Genomic DNA, 16,088 nt, shown 5'->3' on the forward strand with positions numbered 1-16,088 from the left:
GGAAACTTTCACCGGGATGAGAGGGGTGCGCCTTGCCACGTCACGCCAGCCTGAGGATCCTCGCCGCCGGTCTGCTGGCCGCGACCTGCTTCGCCGGTCCGGCGTCGGCCGAGGCCACGGCCCGGCCGGTGCGCGTGCTCCAGTTCAACCTGTGCAACAGCGGGCACGCCCCCTGCTGGGGCGAGAAGCCGGGGCCCAACAGCACCCGGGCCGCCAGGACGATGAGCAAGGTCGTGTCGGTGTTCAAGTCGCTGAACCCGCGGCCGTCCGTCGTCGTGATGAACGAGGTGTGCTCCTCCGACCTCGCCTCCATGAAGATCCGGCTCGGCCTCGACGGCGACTCGTTCTTCACCGTGTACAAGAACTCCGCGAAGTACACGTGCGGTGGTTCCAGGAACGGCGGCGGCTCCTACGGTTCGGCGATCCTGACCGAGGCGCCGCTGCGCAAGCCGTACAGCGCGTACCGGCTGGAGAAGCGGTTCGCCAAGCAGGACGGCAGCAGCGAGCGGCGGGTGATGGGCTGCCGGAAGGAGCCCGCCTTCACCGTCTGCACGGGCCACCTGTCGGTCAGCACGGTGGCGGTCGCCGAGGCGCAGTGCCGCGAGCTGATGAGCGGCGGCGGGAAACTGGCGGGCAGGGGCCCGCTGATCGTCTCCGGTGATCTGAACCTGCGCTGGAACAGGCCGGCCGAGCAGGCGGCGCTGAAGCGCTGCCTGGGCAGCGGCTACACGCGCAAGAGCGACGGCAACCGCCAGCACGTGATCGCCCGTGACAGCGGCCACGGCTTCGTCAGGACCGGGACGATCAGCATGGGGTCGTACAGCGACCACGACGCGTTCTGGGCGGACCTCTCGTGAGCCGTCAGAGGCCGAGGGCGTCGCCGCCGGGCAGGCGGGCGCGCAGCGCGGTGGGGACGTCGGGGTCGATGGGGACGACGGCGGAGACGCCCGTCACGTCGAGCAGCCGCCGCAGCACCCCCCGCACGCCCGCCATCCGCAGCCAGCCGCCCGCCTGCCTGGCCCTCTCCACGTAGTCGAGGAAGGTGCGCAGGCCCATCGAGTCGCAGAAGGTCAGCTCGGCGGTGTCGACGACGAGATGGATCCGCCCCCCGGACAGGCTGGCGCCGAGCGCCTCGTCCAGCTGGGGGCACCGGGTGGTGTCCAGCTCGCCGATCAGGCTGATGACCGCCGTGTCACCGAAGTATTCACTGGTGATGGCGAACGGTGCATGCATCCAGCGGCCTCCATGGTGTATGGGGGTGACATTACACCGGTCAAGGCCGGTCGACAGGTCCGATTGCCGCCGGTGCCGGGACCCCGGCAGGCGCGAAAGTGTGGTTCGTGACCAAGCACACCCGTATCGAACCGTCGATCCTCTACTTCGGCACCCCTGTCGTGCTGATCTCCACCGTGAACGAGGACGGCACGCCCAATCTGGCCCCGATGTCGTCGGCGTTCTGGCTCGGCTGGCGGGGCGTGCTGGGGCTGGGCAGGCGGTCCAAGACCGCGCGCAACATGACGCGGACCCGCGAGTGCGTGCTGAACCTGCCCTCGGACGAGCTCGCCCCCGCCGTCGACCGGCTCGCCCTGACCACCGGCGCCGACCCGGTGCCGCCGGGGAAGCGCGAGCGCGGCTACCGGTACGTGCCCGCCAAGTTCGAGCGGGCGGGGCTGACGCCGGTGGCGAGCGAGACCGTGGCCCCGCCCCGGGTGGCCGAGTGCCCGGTGAGCATGGAAGCGGTGGTGGTCGTCGAGCACCCGGTGGGCGACGGCGGGATCGTCACCTTCGAGGTGCGGGTGCAGCGCGTGTGGGTGCACGACGAGATCCGCAAGGACGGCGCCGACGACCACGTGGACCCGGACCGGTGGCGGCCCCTGATCATGAGCTTCCAGAAGCTGTACGGGCTCGGGCCGCAGGTGCACGACTCGACGCTGGCCCGCATCCCGGAGCACGCCTACCGGGGGCCGGACATCGAGAGGGCCCGCGCCGTGTGAGCTGCACCGGTCAGACGCCCCGGCGCAGGGTCCGGTTGCCCAGGAACAGGCCGAGCGCGGCCACCGCCACCGCCGTCGCGGCCCCGTACAGGACCGGCAGGCCGAGCACCTGGCCGGAGAAGAGCGCGCGCTCGGCGTCGACGATGTAGGTGATCGGGTTGAGCCCGCCGGCCACCCGCAGCCAGTCCGGACCGGAGTCGAGCGGCAGCAGCACCCCCGACAGCAGCAGCATCGGGAACAGCAGCACCTGCGTGACCGTGTAGAACAGGGTGCCGTCGGGCGCCGACTTGACGGCCAGGACGAACGAGAGCGCGCCCAGCCCCACCCCGAACACGATCAGCAGCGCCAGCCCGGCGGCCACCCCCGCCAGGTGCGGCTCGAACCCGAGCGGCAGCGCCAGCACGATGATCAGGACGGCCTGGGCGAACAGCACGGCCATCTCCTTCATCGTCCTGCCGACCAGCATCGCGGTCCGGTTCAGCGGCGTCACCATCATCCGCTCCATCGAGCCGCCGACCAGCTCCATCAGCACGTAGTAGCCGGCCGCCATCGGCCCGGTCAGGCACATCATCACCAGGATGCCCGGCACGAACCACTGCCAGGACGCCCCGACGGCGCCGTCCAGCAGGGCCCCGAACAGGAACAGGAACAGCAGCGGCTGCCCCATCTCGAACATCAGCCCCACCGGCTCCCGCCACGCGGGCGTGAACTCGCGGCGGAACACGGTCACGGTGTCACGCAGGAAGGTCGTCATCGCTGAGGCTTCTCCCGGTCAGGGTGAGGAACACGTCGTCGAGGGTCGGGCGGACGGTCTCGGCGGTGGCGACCTTGACGCCCGCCGCCTCCAGCGTGCGCAGGTGCTCGGGCAGGGCGGCGGTCGCGGAGGCCGCGCGCAGCCGCACGGTGACGCCCTCGGCGGCGCCGCCGAGGAGCGCGGCGGCCCGCCCGGCGTCCTGGGCGGTGTGCGTGGTGAGCGTGACGCGGTCGCCGGCCAGGTCGTTCTTGAGCTGCTCGGCCGTGCCGTCGGCGATGATCCGGCCGTCGTCGATGATGATCACCCGCTCGGCCATGCTGTCGGCCTCTTCGAGGTAGTGAGTGGTGAGGAAGAGCGTGGTCCCGTACGTCTCGCGCAGGCGCAGGATGTGTGACCAGATCTCGGCCCGGCTCTTCGGGTCGAGCCCGGTCGAGGGCTCGTCCAGGAACAGCAGGCCGGGGCGGTGGACGAGGCCGAGGGCGATGTCGAGGCGGCGGCGCTGGCCGCCGGAGAGCGTGCCGGGCTTGCGCGCGGCGAGCGGCCCCAGGTCGAGCAGTTCCAGCATCTCGCCGGCCCGACGGCGGGCCTCGGCGCTGGTCAGGCCGTAGCAGCGGCCCTGGGTGACGAGCTCGTCGCCGACGCGGAAGTTCTCTCCGGCGCTGTTCCGCTGGCCGACGTAGCCGATCCTGGCGCGCACCCCGGCGGGGTCGCGCGCCACGTCGCGGCCGGCGACGGTGGCGGTGCCGGACGTCGGCGGCAGCAGCGTGGTGAGCATCCGCAGCGTGGTGGACTTGCCCGCGCCGTTCGGGCCGAGGAACGCGACGAGCTGTCCGGGCTCGACGTCCAGGTCGATGCCGCGTACGGCCTCGACGGTCTGTTTCTTCTTCAGGGAGAACACGCGGGTCAGACCCCGGGTGTGGATCATGGTGCCTTCCTCCGGGCATGGCGAAGAAACCCCTGGTGGTGGGGGGCGTCGGATGGGAGCGGCTCAAGTGTCAGCCCGGGAAAGCGGTCCTGGCAAACGTGAACATCACGTTCATATACGGCTCTGACCTGCGGAAACGTCACGTGGTTCGGACGGTGATGACGGATAACTTTTCGGCCTCTGAAGTGCGATTTCTCCGTATATGTAAAGATTTTTTGCGACTATCGCCCACGTGAAGCGTCTGGTGCTCATCGCGGTGGTGGCGGCAGTCGGTCTGGGCGCGCAGAGCGCCCAGGCGGCGGACGGGGTCGCGGGGGTGGACGTCAGCAACTGGACCGGCGAGGTCGACTGGTCGGCGGCGGCGTCGGGCGGCGCCAAGTTCGCCTTCGTGCACGCCACCGAGGGCGGCGACTACGTCAACCCGCGCTTCACCGCGCAGTTCGACGGCGCGGCGGCGGCCGGGCTGGTCCGCGGCGCCTACCACTTCGCGCAGCCGCACGAGTCGGGCGGGGCCGCGCAGGCCGAGCACTTCGTGCGCAACGGCGGCAACTGGCTCACCGACGGGCGGACGCTGCCCGGCGTGCTCGACCTCGAGGACAACCCGTACCAGGACAGGAACGGCAAGAACGCCTGCTACGGCCTGTCGGCCAAGGACATGGTCGCCTGGATCAAGGACTTCACCAGGACCTACCGGGCCAGGACCGGGCGGCAGGCGATCGTCTACACCACCACGAGCTGGTGGCGGACCTGCACGGGAGACAGCACCGCGGCCAAGTCCAGCCCGCTGTGGATCGCCCGGTGGGGCGCCGACCCGGGCGAGCTGCCCAAGGCCTGGCAGAAGCACACGTTCTGGCAGTCGGCCGACAAGGGCCCGCTGCCCGGCGGGCAGAACGCGTTCAACGGCTCCGAGTCCGAGCTGGCCGCGATGGCCAACCCGCCGGCCGAGGTGACCGTCTCCGGCAAGACGCGCAGCCGCACGACCTACCGGCTGACCGTGGCCAACACCGGGCCGCATCCGGTCACGGACGTCAAGGTCTCCGGGCGGACGTTCGGCGGGCAGCGGGTGGTCAAGGCGCCCACCGGCTGCACGTTCAGCGGCACCGCGATCCGCTGCTCGATCGACGAGCTCCGGCGCGGCCAGAAGAGGACCTTCGCCTTCACCACCAAGCCCCGCAAGAAGAAGGGCACGGTCGGCATCCGGTTCACTGTCGGAACCGTGGCGGTCAAGCTAAGCGCCAGATAGCCCCATAAGGCAGGATTGAACCGGCATCACGAGGGAGGCACGGGTGTCGGGGAGGCGCGGAGCTCTGCTCGCCATGGCGCTCGTCCTGCTCGTCGTCACCGCCTCCGCCCCGATCAAGCACCACGTCTTACCCCGGATCGTCGCGATCGCGTACGAGATCGAGCGCCACGGCATCGTCTACTCCTGGGGCGGCGGCCACGCCGAACGCCCCGGCCCCTCCACGGGCACCTGCGCCGGCTACACGGGCAGGATCAAGCCCTGCCCCGCCACCCGGACGCGGGGGCTGGACTGCTCCGGGCTCACGCGCTGGGTGTACGCGCTCGCGCACGGCGCGGACGTGCTCGGGCCGGGCAACACCGACGACCACGTACGGCGGATGCGCCAGGTCCGGTCGCCGGTGCCGGGTGACCTCGTCTTCTTCGGCGAACGCAGGAAGAAACGGCTCAGGACCCGGCACGTCGGCATCTATCTGGGCCTCGGGCGGATGATGAACGCCCCCGAGACCGGCGCGATCGTCCGGGTGGACGACATCGCGAAGGTGCCCGGATTCCTCGGGTTCTACCGCTACTGATCCCGTTACGCCTGTCGTCTCGGGGGAAATTGAGAGACCCGAAGGCTAATGTGTGCCGCTATGGACAGGCGATGGGTCGGGAGCGACGGGTACGAGATCGTGCTCGGCATGCGGGCCGGGCGTCAGGTGCTGAGGGTGCGCCGCAACGGCCGGCTCGTCGCCGAGTGCGCGTCGGTCTCCGAGGTCGCGCGCCACGTCGATCTGGCCGATCTCTGCGAGGTCATCGCGCTGCCCGAGCGACCCCGGAAAACCGGGCGGGAGACGGCCCGAACGAGTTCGCATCATCGTTGAGTGCCGTGTATGGTTACACCTGTCCGCAGCGCCGGACAGGCCCCTATAGCTCAGTCGGCAGAGCGTCTCCATGGTAAGGAGAAGGTCAACGGTTCGATTCCGTTTGGGGGCTCCACCCGCGACAGACCCCACCACGGTGGGGTTTTTGCTTTGTGTCGCCGGGGGTGCTTTTGGCATACTTGCATCACCCCGCCTGACCAGGCGAGTGACGTAGACGCTCGCGGGGTCGGGTATCCTCTACGGGGCCGGGTCGTTTCCGGCTTCAAAGGCGGAGTAGCTCAGTCAGGCAGAGCAAACGGCTCATAATCGTTGTGTCGCCGGTTCAAGTCCGGCCTCCGCTACTGCCCTCACCCAGGTCACCCGGCCTGGGTCCGGGCATGTCCATGTCCCGAACGTAGAAAGGCACTCCCAAGTGGCTGCCACCGACGTTAGGCCGAAGATCACGCTGGCCTGCCAGGAGTGCAAGCACCGCAACTACATCACGCGGAAGAACCGGCGCAACGACCCGGATCGGCTTGAGCTGAAGAAGTACTGCCCCAACTGCCGCTGCCACCGCGCGCACCGCGAGACCCGCTAGTTCTCGTCAGGGGCGGTCACTCCCGGCCTCCATAGAGCGCACAACCGGCGTCCCCTCCGGGCGCCGGTTTGTCATGTCCGGGGGGCGGCAAAAAGCAGGCCATCGGCAGCGACAGCCGAACCTTGTTCTGTTACCTTCTGCTCAACAGCGCGTCCGGTGAGACATGCGAGGGAGCATCGATGGCCTTGAACCGTGACTTCGTGGGGCGCAGTTACCCATCCAGCACCCCATACGAAGTCAGCCGGGTGAAGATCCGAGAGTTCGCGGCGGCGATCGGCGACGACAACCCGATCTACCACGACAGGGAGGCCGCCAGGGCCGCCGGCCACCCCGACGTGGTGGCCCCGCCCACCTTCCCGATCGTCTTCAGCCTGCGGGGCGGCGGCGAGGCGCTCGCCGACCCCGACCTGGGGCTCAACTTCGCCATGGTCGTCCACGGTGAGCAGCGTTTCGAGTATCTCCGCCCGGTCTACGCGGGCGACGAGCTGGTCACCACCGCCACCATCACCGACATCCGCACCGCCGGGCGCAACGAGCTGCTGACGGTCAGGAGCGACGTCACGACGGTCTCCGGCGAGCCGGTCTGCACCACGTACAACACGATCGTCGAGCGCGGAGGGGCGGCCTGACATGACGGCGACGGTGAAGTACGACGAGGTCGAGGTGGGCCAGGAGATCCCGCCGGTCGACTACCGCGTGCGCCGGGTCAACCTGGTCATGTACGCGGGAGCGTCCGGCGACTTCAACCAGATCCACTGGAACGAGCGGTTCGCCAAGATGGTGGGCCTGCCCGACGTCATCGCGCACGGCATGTACACGATGGCGCAGGCGGGCCGGTTCGTCACCGACTGGGCCGGCGACCCGGGCGCGGTCGTCGACTTCGGGGTGCGGTTCTCGTCGATGGTGGTCGTGCCCGACGACGACGAGGGCGCGACGATCACGGTGAGCGGCGTCGTGGAGGAGAAGCTCGACGACGGCAAGGTCGTGGTGGCGCTGACCGCCCGATCGGGGGACGCCCGGGTGCTGTCCAAGGCGAGGGCCGTGGTGCGGCTCGCCTAGGCGGCCGATTCTCGGGTACGCGTGACGGTCATGAGTGAGAAAGCATGGCCAACTGTGGAGTCGATCCCCGTCTCGGCCGTCACGGACGACCGGCCGCCCGCCCACCTGAGACCCGCCAGGACCGACGAGATCGCCGGCGCGAGCGGCACCGGCCGCGACACCGCCGGCGGCGCCGCCGTGCCCACCCCCGCACGCGCCACGGGCGTGGGCACGGCCGGCACCAAGGGCCGCCGCCGCGAAGGCGCCCGCGGCAACCCCGCGGCCGAGTTCGGCTTCTCCGGCGATCCCGGCCAGCACGGCGACCCGGGCGACGACATGCTGCACGCGCAGCGGGTGTGGGACGGCACGCTGGCCACCAACCGGATGGACGACCTGGGCGTCAACGCCGAGCGGCAGCGGGTGGAGACCAAGGACGTGACGGCCTCGGTCGGTCTCCTGGTGGACGGCTGGCCGGGTGACGTGCGCGCCTGCGTGGAGTCGGTGCTGGCGTACACCGGCTGCATGGTGCTGGCGCTCGACCTGGGCAACGTGGAAGGCGCCGGCGACGTGCTGGACGTGCTGGCCGGGCGCGAGCCTGACCGGGTGCGGGTGTGGCACGTCGTGGAGACGCCGCACTGGCTCGGCGGCACCGCGACCTGGGGCGCGGCCAGGGCCAAGCTGCTCCAGCTGGACACCGCCGAGGTGCACGTGTTCATGGACACCTCGGTGGTCCTGGTGGGCGACGCCCTCACGCCGCTGATCGCCGCCGTGCAGGAAGGCGCGGTGGCCGCCGGGTGGAAGGGCCGCAAGCCGCCGGGCGCCGAGAGGCCGGACAGCGGAGCCGAGTGGCTGGAGGCCGGGCCGGGCAAGGTGCCCGCGCTGACCGGTGACCTGATGGCGGTGCGCCGCTCGGCCGCCGTCGCGGCCCTGCCCGAACAGGCCCGCTACGGAGCCGACGCCGACCTGGAGCTGTCTCTGCGCCTGCGCGGCGAGCTGGTGGTGCCCCGCACGCGCCTTCCCGTACGGCAGGAGCGCGTGCACGCCGTGGCCGACGACTACCGGCTGGAGGAGTCACACCGTAACCACGGCCGGGTGCTCAGGATGCTGGAACCCTCCTAAGCTAGACCCCTATGGAGATGCTCGCGCCGTACACCACGCTGGGGTTGGGCGGTCCCGCCCTCGACTTCGTCCAAGCCGACACGGCCGAGCGACTGGTCTCCCTGGTGGCCGAGGCCGACCGCGCCGCGCGGCCGACGCTGGTCCTCGGCGGCGGCAGCAACCTCGTGGTGTCCGACGCGGGCTTCGACGGGCTCGTCGTCCGGGTGGAGACCAAGGGCGTGCGGGTGTCCCGTGACGGCGAGCAGGTGCTCGTGACGGTCGAGGCGGGCGAAGACTGGGACCCGCTGGTGGCCCGCACGGTCGCGGAGGGCTGGTCCGGCGTCGAGTGCATGGCCGGCATCCCCGGCCTGGTGGGCTCCACCCCGATCCAGAACGTCGGCGCCTACGGCCAGGAGATCGCGCAGACCGTCCGGTGCGTGCGCGCCTACGACCGCCGCACCCAGCAGGTCGAGGATCTGGAGGCCCGCCAGTGCGGGTTCGCCTACCGCACCAGCATGTTCAAGCGTGACCTGTCGCGCTACGTCGTGCTGTCGGTGACGTACGCGCTGGAGCTCACCGACATGTCCGGACCGGTCGCCTACCAGGAGCTGGCCACCCGGCTGGGCGTCGAGCCCGGCGCCCGCGTGCCGCTGGCCCGCGCCCGCGAGGCGGTGCTGGAGCTGCGCCGCGGCAAGGGCATGGTGCTCGACCCCGGCGACCCCGACACCCGCAGCGCCGGTTCGTTCTTCACCAACCCGGTCCTGACCGCGGAGCAGGCGGCGGAGCTGGCCGCCCGCGCGCCCGGCCACCCGAGCTGGGAGCTGCCCGGCGGCCTGGTCAAGGTGCCGGCGGCGTGGCTGATCGAGCAGGCGGGCTTCCCCAAGGGCTACGCCCGCGGCCCGGTGCGCATCTCCACCAAGCACACGCTCGCGCTGACCAACCCGGACGGCGCCGGCACCACCGGCGACCTGCTGGCCCTGGCCAGGGAGGTGCGCGACGGGGTGCGCGAGAAGTTCGGCGTCACGCTGGTCAACGAGCCGGTGCTGGTCGGCTGCGAGATTTGACCTGGGGAATGCCCTCGCGCGGGCCGCTGTTAAGGTAAGTCGAAACACCGAAGGGGAGTAGTCCCAATCGCGTAGATCGACATACTGGCGCGCGCGTGCGCGCCCGGTCGCGCGGGCCTCACGGGCGGACGAGACCTTCGGCCTGGCAGTCGTGTACGAATCGCTGCCGGGCCGAAGCCGTGCCCGAAAATCTCCCCGGGTGCGATGCCCACGGTCCGGCCGCACGAGAGAGGGACCGTGGAAGCTTTCTGGATCAGCCTGGGCGCGATCTTCCTCGCCGAGCTCGGCGACAAGAGCCAGCTCATGGCCATGACGTTCGCCACCCGCTACAAGGCCTGGGTGGTGCTGACCGGCATCACGGTCGCCACCACCGTCGTCCACCTGGGCAGCGTGGCCATCGGCGGGCTCATCGGCGACGCGCTGCCCACCACCGCCATCTCGATCGTGGCGGGCCTGGCCTTCATCGGCTTCGCCGCCTGGACGCTGCGCGGCGACGAGCTGACCGAGGAGGAGTCGCGCAAGGCCCAGCGGGCCACCCGCAGCGCGCTGATCGCGGTGACGGTGGCGTTCTTCCTCAGCGAGCTGGGCGACAAGACGATGCTCGCCACGATCACGCTGGCCACCCAGCACGGCTGGGTCGGCACCTGGATCGGCTCCACCGTCGGCATGGTGGCCGCCGACGCGCTGGCCATCGTGGTGGGCCGCATGCTGGGCAGGAACCTTCCGGAGAAGGCCGTCCGCTACGGCGCCGCCGCCGCCTTCGCGATCTTCGGTGTCGTGATGCTGGTCGACGCCTTCCTCTAGCGTGACCTCATCGCGCCGAGCGTCCGGCGGCCGGCCCTGATGTCGGAGATCAGCACGTACGCGACGAGCAGCAGGCCGAGGCAGAGCGCCTCGGCCGCCCACCAGGGGATCTCGGCGAGCAGCAGGTAGCCGTCGCTGTCGCTGCGCGTGCGCAGCGCCCAGGTGACCACGGCCACCACGGCGGTGACCAGCAGCCAGGTGCGCAGGCGCGGCAGGTCGCCCCGCCGCCACAGCCGGATCCGCCACTCCAGGTAGACCACGAGCACGCCGAGCAGGGCGCAGAACCCGATCAGCCACCACGGCAGGGCGAACGTGGCCCGCTCGGCGATCGCCGCCCGCGTGGCGCGCAGCTCGGCCTCGGCCCGGCGCTGCGCGGCCACGGCGGCGTCGCGCTGCTCCTTCAGCTCGGCGACCACCTGCTGGCGGGGCTGCGGGGTGGTGTCCGACGGAAGCATCCTGGCCACCACGGTCAGCATGATCGCGATGAACGCCAGCACCAGCACGATGGCCATGAACAGGTCGATGAACCGCAGGTCGAGCGGCGGCGCGAAGGACCGGGCGGGCCGCCTCCTCACTGCTCCCTCACCAGCGTGTAGCGCTGCGGGCGGCCGCTGGACTCGGCCAGCGTTTCCACGGCGGTGCGCAGCGCGTCCAGGCCCTTGATCAGCTCTTCCGTCCTGCCCCTGGACTGGGCCAGCTCCTGGGCCAGCCCGTTCAGCGCGGGGGCGGTCCGCTTGGCGGGCAGGCGAGCCAGGTGGAGCAGGAACAACTCGTCGGCGGCGGCCACGTTCGCCCGCTCGGCGCGCTCGGCGAGCGCCATCGCGCCGAACGCGAGCACGCTCAGGAACAGCGCGATCAGGGTTACGCCGAACGCGGACGCCAGCTCGGGCAGCACGTGCTGCTTGAGCGCGGCCATCAGGGCGGCGGCGTCGCCCTGGCGGTCGAGCGCGTCGCCGAACGCGGTGACCATGGCGGCCATGGTCAGCGCGGTGCCGATGAACCCGAACACCGGCAGCGCCCAGATCAGCGCGTGGTCGAGGTGGTGCTTGTTGGCCATCTCGCTCTCGTCGAGCGCGGAGCGGGCGCCGAGCACCGCCTCGGCGTCGTTCCCCGCCTCGGCGGCCTCCCTGAACAGCTTGAGCCGCCGCGCCACGAGGGTGTCGTTGCCCGGATGGACCGCCTGCACGGAGGTGACCGCGCGGGCGGTCGCGGCGCTCTCCCGGCGGATGTCCGGCACGACCCTGGCGATGCGGAGCACGGTGGTCAGGAACACCGCGATGATGAGCGTGACCACCAGCTCCGCCGCCGCCGGGACCGTGGTGGCGCCCACCGACTTCAGCAGCGCGCCGACGAGTCCCGCGACGTGACACAGCATCGCGACCATCGTGCCCATCACGGGCGCGAACGCCGGGTGACACCAGCCGAACCTTGACAAGCCTCGCTCCACTTCACCTCGTGATCAAGTCAGATGACTACCCAACCACATACGAAGCTGACTAACGGTAACGAGGTGGCTACAACTACCGTGAAAGCAGAGAAAGTCGGTGCGCGGCGGCGGCCGCCTCACCCCGGGTGGTGACGCAGAGCTTGGCCAGGATGTTGGAGACGTGCACGCTGACCGTCTTGGCGGAGATGAACAGCTCCTTGGCGATGTCCCTGTTCGTCCGGCCCAGGGCGACCAGGCGGAGCACCTCCAGCTCGCGCGGGGTCAGCAGCTCCGACGGCTCCTGCGCGCGCTGGGCGCCGCCGACGCGGCGCGAGAGCGCCTCGATCTCGGCCACGAGCGGGGCCGCGCCCAGCGCGGTGGCCCGGGGGAGCGCGGTCGCCAGCCGGGCCGCGGCGCCGTCCCTGTCGCCGGCCCGCGCCGCCACGGTGGCCGCCCGCACCAGGGCCCTGGCCTGGTTGTGCGGCCGGTTGAGCCGTTCCCACGCGGCGGCCGCGGCGTCGAAGTCGCCCGAGTACGTCAGCCGGTAGGCCTCGGCGACCGGGCTCGTCACCGACAGGTGCGCGGCCACGTCGGCGGCCTGCTCGCGCACCGCGCGGACCCGGTCGGGCTCGACATCCTCGGCCGCGTCGCAGACGGTGCGCAGGAGGGCGAGCAGCCGCCAGCCGAGCATGGCCTTGCTGGACTGCGCGGGCCTGGCCAGCATCCGCTCGGCCACCGCCAGCGCGTAGCCGGGCTCGCCTCTCAGCATGTGCCAGCCGATGTGCAGCCGGGCGCTGTTGGTGATGTCCTGGACGAAGTCCTCCGGGCGCTCCTTGAGCACGCCGATCTCCGACAGGATGTTCTCCACCAGCTCCACCTCGCCCCGCGCGAGCGCGATGTCGGCGCGCACCCGCAGAAGGTGGTGGCGGGTGCGCAGGGACGGCCCGAAGCTGAGCGCCCGCTCGACCGTCTCGACGGCCTCGTCCCAGCGGCCGATGTTCTCCAGCGCCTCGGCCTTGTTGTTGAGCACGAACAGGCCGCTGGCGCGCAGCCTGCCGAACCTCTTGGCCTCCCGCCAGCCCTCGTCGGAGAGCCTCAGCGCCTCTTCCCAGCGGCCGGTGTCGGGCAGGGAGTCGATCATGTTGCCGATCGCCCGGGTGATGACGCGGCCGGAGTTCTCCTGCCTGCCGAGGTCGAGCGCCCGCTGGTTGGTGGCGATCGTGGCCTCGATGTTCCCCGCGATCGAGTGGCCGAGCGCCAGGTTGAGCAGCAGGTCGGCCTCCAGGCACCGGTCGCCCAGCTCCCGGGCCAGCCGCAGCCCTTCCTCCACGTACATCTCGCCTTCGGCGGCCTCGCCGCGCAGCATGAGGTGCTGGCTCATCCGCACCAGCACCTCGGCCCTGGCCTCGCCCGGCTCCGGCACCAGCTTGAGCGCGTGGCGCAGGTCGTCCACCACGCCCATCTGGCCCTTGGCGATCTTCAGGTTGCTCCAGCGGACGATGAGCCCGGCCACGCGGTGCGGCTCGCGGGCCTCGTCCAGCTCCGACAGCGCGGCCTTGACGAACTTGACGGCCCGGTCCACCTCGCCGCCCGCCTGCGCGGCGGCGGCGGCCTTCTCCAGCACGGCGGTGTGGTCGGCGCCGATCCGCTCCGCCGCGCCGGGCACCCGGTCCCAGAGCATGAGCACGCGTTCGAGCAGCGGCACCGCCTCGGTGTAGGCGAAGGCCTTGAACGACTTCCTGGCGGCGTTCCAGGCGGCCGTCAGCGCGTGCACGTCGTCGCGCGCCCCGTACCAGTGGTGGGCCAGCTCGACGTGGGCGCGGCCGGGCGGTACCAGCCGGTGGTTCTTGGAGATCTCCTCGGCGTAGCGGGCGTGCAGGCGCTGGTGCTCGCCGGGCAGCAGCTCCTCGTGCACGGCCTCGCGGATCAGCGAGTGGCGGAAGACGTAGGCGCGGTTGTCGGAGATCTGCAGCACGTTGCCGGCGATGGCGGGCCGCAGCGCGGCCTCCAGTTCCAGCTCGGACAGGCCGCTCACGGCCGACAGCAGGGCGTGGCCGACGCGCGTGCCGCCGGCGGCGGCGACGCGGAGCACCCGCTGGGTCTCCTCGGGCAGCCGCTCGACCGCGTTGAGTATCAGGTCCTGCATCGACTCGGGGAACGCGAGGTCCCCGCCGCTCTCCAGCATGGCCTCGACGAACAGCGGGATGCCCTCGCTGCGCTCGTAGACCTTCTCCACGTCGGTGTAGTCGGGGGCGCTGCCGAGGATGCCGGCCATCTGCTGGGCGACCTCCTCGCGCGACAGCCGGGGCAGGTCGAGCCTGAGCACGCCGTTGACCCGGCCCAGCTCGGCCAGCACCGGCCGGAGCGGGTGCTGGCGGTGCAGGTCGTCGGAGCGGTACGTCATGACCAGCAGCACCTGCGGGACCCGCAGGCTGCGGCTGAGGAAGGCGATCAGGTCGCGGCTGGACCGGTCGGCCCAGTGGATGTCCTCGATGATCAGGACGGTGGGGGTGTCGTCGGCGAGCCGTTCCAGCAGCGTGAGGATCTGCTCGAACAGCCTGGCCCGGCCGGTCTCGGTCTCGCCGTCGCCGCTCGGCTCGCCGAACTCGGGGAGCAGTCGCGCCAGGTCGCGTTCGGCGCCGTCGGGAAGCAGGCCGGCGACCCCGCCAGTGCCGTGCTCCCGGACGAGCTGCCTGAGCACGGCGGTGAAGGGCGCGTACGCCAGGCCGTCGGTGGACAGCTCCACGCAGCCGCCGCCCAGCACCCGCGCGCCGTCGCGGGCCACCTGCTCGGCGAAGCACTGGACGAGCCTGGTCTTGCCGACCCCGGCCTCGCCGCCGAGCAGCACCGCCGTGGCGTTGCCCGCGCTGGCCTCGGTGAAGGCGTCGGCCAGGGCGGTCAGCTGCTCCCGCCGCCCGACGAAAACGGGGCTCACCGAGCGTCCAAGCATGTCATCCAGCATGTCACGCCATATCCGATGCAATCGACGCAATTAAGGGGGTTGAGAGGCCCGGCCGCGAGGGAGGGTGCGGCCGGGCTCTCGTGCGAGGGTCATGACGAACGGCGCTTGCCGAAGACCGAGCGGCGCTCGGCCTTGTTCCCCTTCGTCGCCTCGCGCACCCGGCGGTGGCGGGCCGCCGCCGCGTGCAGCTCGTTCGCGTGGCTCTTCATCAGCTGGTATTCGATCTCGGGACTCATCACTCGTACTCCTTGAAGGCGCTTCTTCTCGACACCTTCAAGATTCGTCCTAAGGCCCGCCCCCGCACATCGGGTGGATGCCTTATCTCCGGCCGCCCGCGTATACCTAGGGCACGCCTCAACTCCGGTTTGGACGTAGGGACACCGGTCGGCGATGCTGTGAGGGTGTCAATTGTGACGACCTCGCTCGCGGACGTCGCCTCTTCCGGGGCCACCCTGCGAGCATTCCTGCACGGCCTGCCCGGCGTCGACCGGGTCGGCGCTGACCAGCGGGCGGCGATGCTCGGCACCCGTTCCATCAAGACCACGGCCAAGGCCCAGGCCATCGACCTGGCGATCTCCATGGTGGACCTCACCACCCTCGAAGGCGCCGACACCCCGGGCAAGGTGCGCGCGCTCTGCGCCAAGGCTCGACACCCCGGCGAGGGGGCGCCCCGGGTGGCCGCCGTCTGCGTCTACCCCGACCTGGTGCACGTCGCCGCCGGGGCGCTGGCCGGCTCGGGGGTGAAGGTGGCCTCGGTGGCCACCGCGTTCCCCAGCGGCCGCTCCTCGCTGGAGGTGAAGGTGAGCGAGACGAAGCTCGCCGTCGCCGCCGGCGCCGACGAGATCGACATGGTGATCGACCGCGGCGCGTTCCTCGCCGGCGACCACCTGAAGGTGTACGAGGAGATCGCCGCGGTGAAGGCCGCCTGCGGCGACGCCCACCTGAAGGTGATCCTGGAGACGGGCGAGCTGGCGACCTACGACAACGTACGCCGCGCCTCCTGGCTCGCGATGCTGGCCGGGGGCGACTTCATCAAGACGTCCACCGGCAAGGTGTCCCCTGCGGCGACGCTCCCCGTGACGCTGATCATGCTGGAGGCGGTGCGCGACTTCCGCGACGCCACCGGGCGGCAGGTCGGCGTCAAGCCCGCCGGCGGCATCCGCACCACCAAGGACGCGATCAAGAACCTCGTCCTGGTCAACGAGACCGCGGGCGACGACTGGCTGAGCCCCGACTGGTTCCGCCTGGGCGCGTCATCCCTGCTGAACGACCTGCTGATGCAGCGTCAGAAGCTCGCCACCGGCCGCTACGCGGGCCCCGACTACTTCACTCTGGACTGAT

Annotated in this window: 19 protein-coding genes and 2 tRNA genes; 14 read left to right on the forward strand and 7 right to left on the reverse strand. The window is 71.1% G+C overall.

Annotation, left to right across the window (positions count from 1 at the left end):
• Nucleotides 1–32: 32 nt before the first annotated feature.
• Nucleotides 33–857 (forward strand): endonuclease/exonuclease/phosphatase family protein, encoded by an 825-nt coding sequence (locus FR742_RS40830; protein WP_148036539.1) that lies wholly within the window; start codon nucleotides 33–35, stop codon nucleotides 855–857.
• A gap of 4 nt (nucleotides 858–861) precedes the next feature.
• Here the strand turns inward: FR742_RS40830 and FR742_RS40835 are convergent, their stop codons facing one another.
• Entirely contained in the window at nucleotides 862–1,233 is a 372-nt protein-coding gene (locus FR742_RS40835) for an STAS domain-containing protein (protein ID WP_148036540.1), read from the reverse strand.
• Between the two features lie 107 nt (nucleotides 1,234–1,340).
• Here FR742_RS40835 and FR742_RS40840 point away from each other — a divergent pair, with 107 nt between their 5' ends.
• Nucleotides 1,341–1,994, forward strand: coding sequence for a flavin reductase family protein (locus tag FR742_RS40840; protein WP_261809052.1), 654 nt, complete (start codon nucleotides 1,341–1,343; stop codon nucleotides 1,992–1,994).
• Nucleotides 1,995–2,004: 10 nt separating this feature from the next.
• Here FR742_RS40840 and FR742_RS40845 read toward each other — a convergent pair whose 3' ends face one another.
• Nucleotides 2,005–2,748: an ABC transporter permease gene (locus FR742_RS40845; RefSeq protein WP_148036542.1), complete on the reverse strand. Its 744-nt coding sequence runs from the start codon at nucleotides 2,746–2,748 to the stop codon at nucleotides 2,005–2,007.
• Nucleotides 2,729–3,673, reverse strand: a complete 945-nt coding sequence (locus FR742_RS40850) for an ATP-binding cassette domain-containing protein (protein ID WP_148036543.1) — start codon at nucleotides 3,671–3,673, stop codon at nucleotides 2,729–2,731. The genes FR742_RS40845 and FR742_RS40850 overlap by 20 nt, the downstream gene beginning before the upstream one ends.
• Before the next feature lie 232 nt (nucleotides 3,674–3,905).
• Here FR742_RS40850 and FR742_RS40855 point away from each other — a divergent pair, with 232 nt between their 5' ends.
• The 11 genes from FR742_RS40855 (at nucleotide 3,906) to FR742_RS40905 (ending at nucleotide 10,359) form a co-directional block, all read left to right on the forward strand.
• On the forward strand, nucleotides 3,906–4,916 hold the full coding sequence (locus tag FR742_RS40855; RefSeq protein ID WP_222709279.1) for a lysozyme: 1,011 nt from the start codon (nucleotides 3,906–3,908) through the stop codon (nucleotides 4,914–4,916).
• 43 nt (nucleotides 4,917–4,959) lie between these two features.
• Complete coding sequence (locus FR742_RS40860; RefSeq protein ID WP_148036544.1) at nucleotides 4,960–5,487, forward strand: C40 family peptidase; 528 nt, start codon at nucleotides 4,960–4,962, stop codon at nucleotides 5,485–5,487.
• Nucleotides 5,488–5,547: 60 nt separating this feature from the next.
• Complete coding sequence (locus FR742_RS40865) at nucleotides 5,548–5,778, forward strand: transposase (protein WP_148036545.1); 231 nt, start codon at nucleotides 5,548–5,550, stop codon at nucleotides 5,776–5,778.
• Between the two features lie 39 nt (nucleotides 5,779–5,817).
• Nucleotides 5,818–5,893, forward strand: a tRNA-Thr gene (locus FR742_RS40870).
• 152 nt (nucleotides 5,894–6,045) lie between these two features.
• Nucleotides 6,046–6,119, forward strand: a tRNA-Met gene (locus tag FR742_RS40875).
• A 71-nt stretch (nucleotides 6,120–6,190) separates the two neighbouring features.
• Nucleotides 6,191–6,355, forward strand: coding sequence for a 50S ribosomal protein L33 (rpmG, locus tag FR742_RS40880; protein ID WP_019632658.1), 165 nt, complete (start codon nucleotides 6,191–6,193; stop codon nucleotides 6,353–6,355).
• Nucleotides 6,356–6,534: 179 nt separating this feature from the next.
• Complete coding sequence (locus FR742_RS40885) at nucleotides 6,535–6,984, forward strand: MaoC family dehydratase N-terminal domain-containing protein (RefSeq protein WP_148036546.1); 450 nt, start codon at nucleotides 6,535–6,537, stop codon at nucleotides 6,982–6,984.
• A 1-nt stretch (nucleotide 6,985) separates the two neighbouring features.
• Nucleotides 6,986–7,414 carry a MaoC family dehydratase gene (locus FR742_RS40890; RefSeq protein WP_148036547.1) on the forward strand — a complete coding sequence of 143 codons (429 nt, stop codon included), beginning with the start codon at nucleotides 6,986–6,988 and terminating at the stop codon, nucleotides 7,412–7,414.
• Nucleotides 7,415–7,468: 54 nt separating this feature from the next.
• Nucleotides 7,469–8,512 carry a hypothetical protein gene (locus tag FR742_RS40895; protein WP_148036548.1) on the forward strand — a complete coding sequence of 348 codons (1,044 nt, stop codon included), beginning with the start codon at nucleotides 7,469–7,471 and terminating at the stop codon, nucleotides 8,510–8,512.
• Nucleotides 8,513–8,523: 11 nt separating this feature from the next.
• Nucleotides 8,524–9,555: a UDP-N-acetylmuramate dehydrogenase gene (locus tag FR742_RS40900; protein ID WP_148036549.1), complete on the forward strand. Its 1,032-nt coding sequence runs from the start codon at nucleotides 8,524–8,526 to the stop codon at nucleotides 9,553–9,555.
• 237 nt (nucleotides 9,556–9,792) lie between these two features.
• Entirely contained in the window at nucleotides 9,793–10,359 is a 567-nt protein-coding gene (locus FR742_RS40905) for a TMEM165/GDT1 family protein (protein WP_222709280.1), read from the forward strand.
• Here FR742_RS40905 and FR742_RS40910 read toward each other — a convergent pair.
• The 4 genes from FR742_RS40910 to FR742_RS44940 all read right to left on the reverse strand — a co-directional run bounded on the left by FR742_RS40910 (nucleotide 10,356) and on the right by FR742_RS44940 (nucleotide 14,983).
• Nucleotides 10,356–10,934 (reverse strand): hypothetical protein, encoded by a 579-nt coding sequence (locus FR742_RS40910; RefSeq protein ID WP_148036551.1) that lies wholly within the window; start codon nucleotides 10,932–10,934, stop codon nucleotides 10,356–10,358. The two genes, FR742_RS40905 and FR742_RS40910, sit on opposite strands and share 4 nt — an antisense overlap.
• Nucleotides 10,931–11,794 carry a hypothetical protein gene (locus tag FR742_RS40915; protein WP_148036552.1) on the reverse strand — a complete coding sequence of 288 codons (864 nt, stop codon included), beginning with the start codon at nucleotides 11,792–11,794 and terminating at the stop codon, nucleotides 10,931–10,933. The genes FR742_RS40910 and FR742_RS40915 overlap by 4 nt, the downstream gene beginning before the upstream one ends.
• A gap of 85 nt (nucleotides 11,795–11,879) precedes the next feature.
• Nucleotides 11,880–14,735 (reverse strand): AAA family ATPase, encoded by a 2,856-nt coding sequence (locus tag FR742_RS46465; protein ID WP_315970665.1) that lies wholly within the window; start codon nucleotides 14,733–14,735, stop codon nucleotides 11,880–11,882.
• A 101-nt stretch (nucleotides 14,736–14,836) separates the two neighbouring features.
• Nucleotides 14,837–14,983, reverse strand: a complete 147-nt coding sequence (locus FR742_RS44940; protein ID WP_187281601.1) for a hypothetical protein — start codon at nucleotides 14,981–14,983, stop codon at nucleotides 14,837–14,839.
• Between the two features lie 174 nt (nucleotides 14,984–15,157).
• Here FR742_RS44940 and deoC point away from each other — a divergent pair, with 174 nt between their 5' ends.
• The gene (deoC, locus tag FR742_RS40925; RefSeq protein ID WP_148036554.1) at nucleotides 15,158–16,087 is read left to right on the forward strand and encodes a deoxyribose-phosphate aldolase; all 930 of its coding nucleotides are present in this window, start codon (nucleotides 15,158–15,160) and stop codon (nucleotides 16,085–16,087) included.
• Nucleotide 16,088 lies beyond the last annotated feature (1 nt).

The organism is Nonomuraea sp. C10, assembly GCF_008017515.1.
Classification (GTDB): Bacteria; Actinomycetota; Actinomycetes; order Streptosporangiales; family Streptosporangiaceae; genus Nonomuraea; species Nonomuraea ferruginea.

What these genes read in the sequence shown, in the direction of transcription:
- FR742_RS40835 (WP_148036540.1), bottom strand. Translation starts at nt 1,233, where the DNA reads ATGCATGCACCGTTCGCCATCACCAGTGAATACTTCGGTGACACGGCG.
- FR742_RS40845 (WP_148036542.1), bottom strand. Translation starts at nt 2,748, where the DNA reads ATGACGACCTTCCTGCGTGACACCGTGACCGTGTTCCGCCGCGAGTTC.
- FR742_RS40850 (WP_148036543.1), bottom strand. Translation starts at nt 3,673, where the DNA reads ATGATCCACACCCGGGGTCTGACCCGCGTGTTCTCCCTGAAGAAGAAA.
- FR742_RS40865 (WP_148036545.1), top strand. Translation starts at nt 5,548, where the DNA reads ATGGACAGGCGATGGGTCGGGAGCGACGGGTACGAGATCGTGCTCGGC.
- FR742_RS40885 (WP_148036546.1), top strand. Translation starts at nt 6,535, where the DNA reads ATGGCCTTGAACCGTGACTTCGTGGGGCGCAGTTACCCATCCAGCACC.
- FR742_RS40890 (WP_148036547.1), top strand. Translation starts at nt 6,986, where the DNA reads ATGACGGCGACGGTGAAGTACGACGAGGTCGAGGTGGGCCAGGAGATC.
- FR742_RS40900 (WP_148036549.1), top strand. Translation starts at nt 8,524, where the DNA reads ATGGAGATGCTCGCGCCGTACACCACGCTGGGGTTGGGCGGTCCCGCC.
- FR742_RS46465 (WP_315970665.1), bottom strand. Translation starts at nt 14,735, where the DNA reads ATGCTTGGACGCTCGGTGAGCCCCGTTTTCGTCGGGCGGCGGGAGCAG.
- FR742_RS44940 (WP_187281601.1), bottom strand. Translation starts at nt 14,983, where the DNA reads ATGAGTCCCGAGATCGAATACCAGCTGATGAAGAGCCACGCGAACGAG.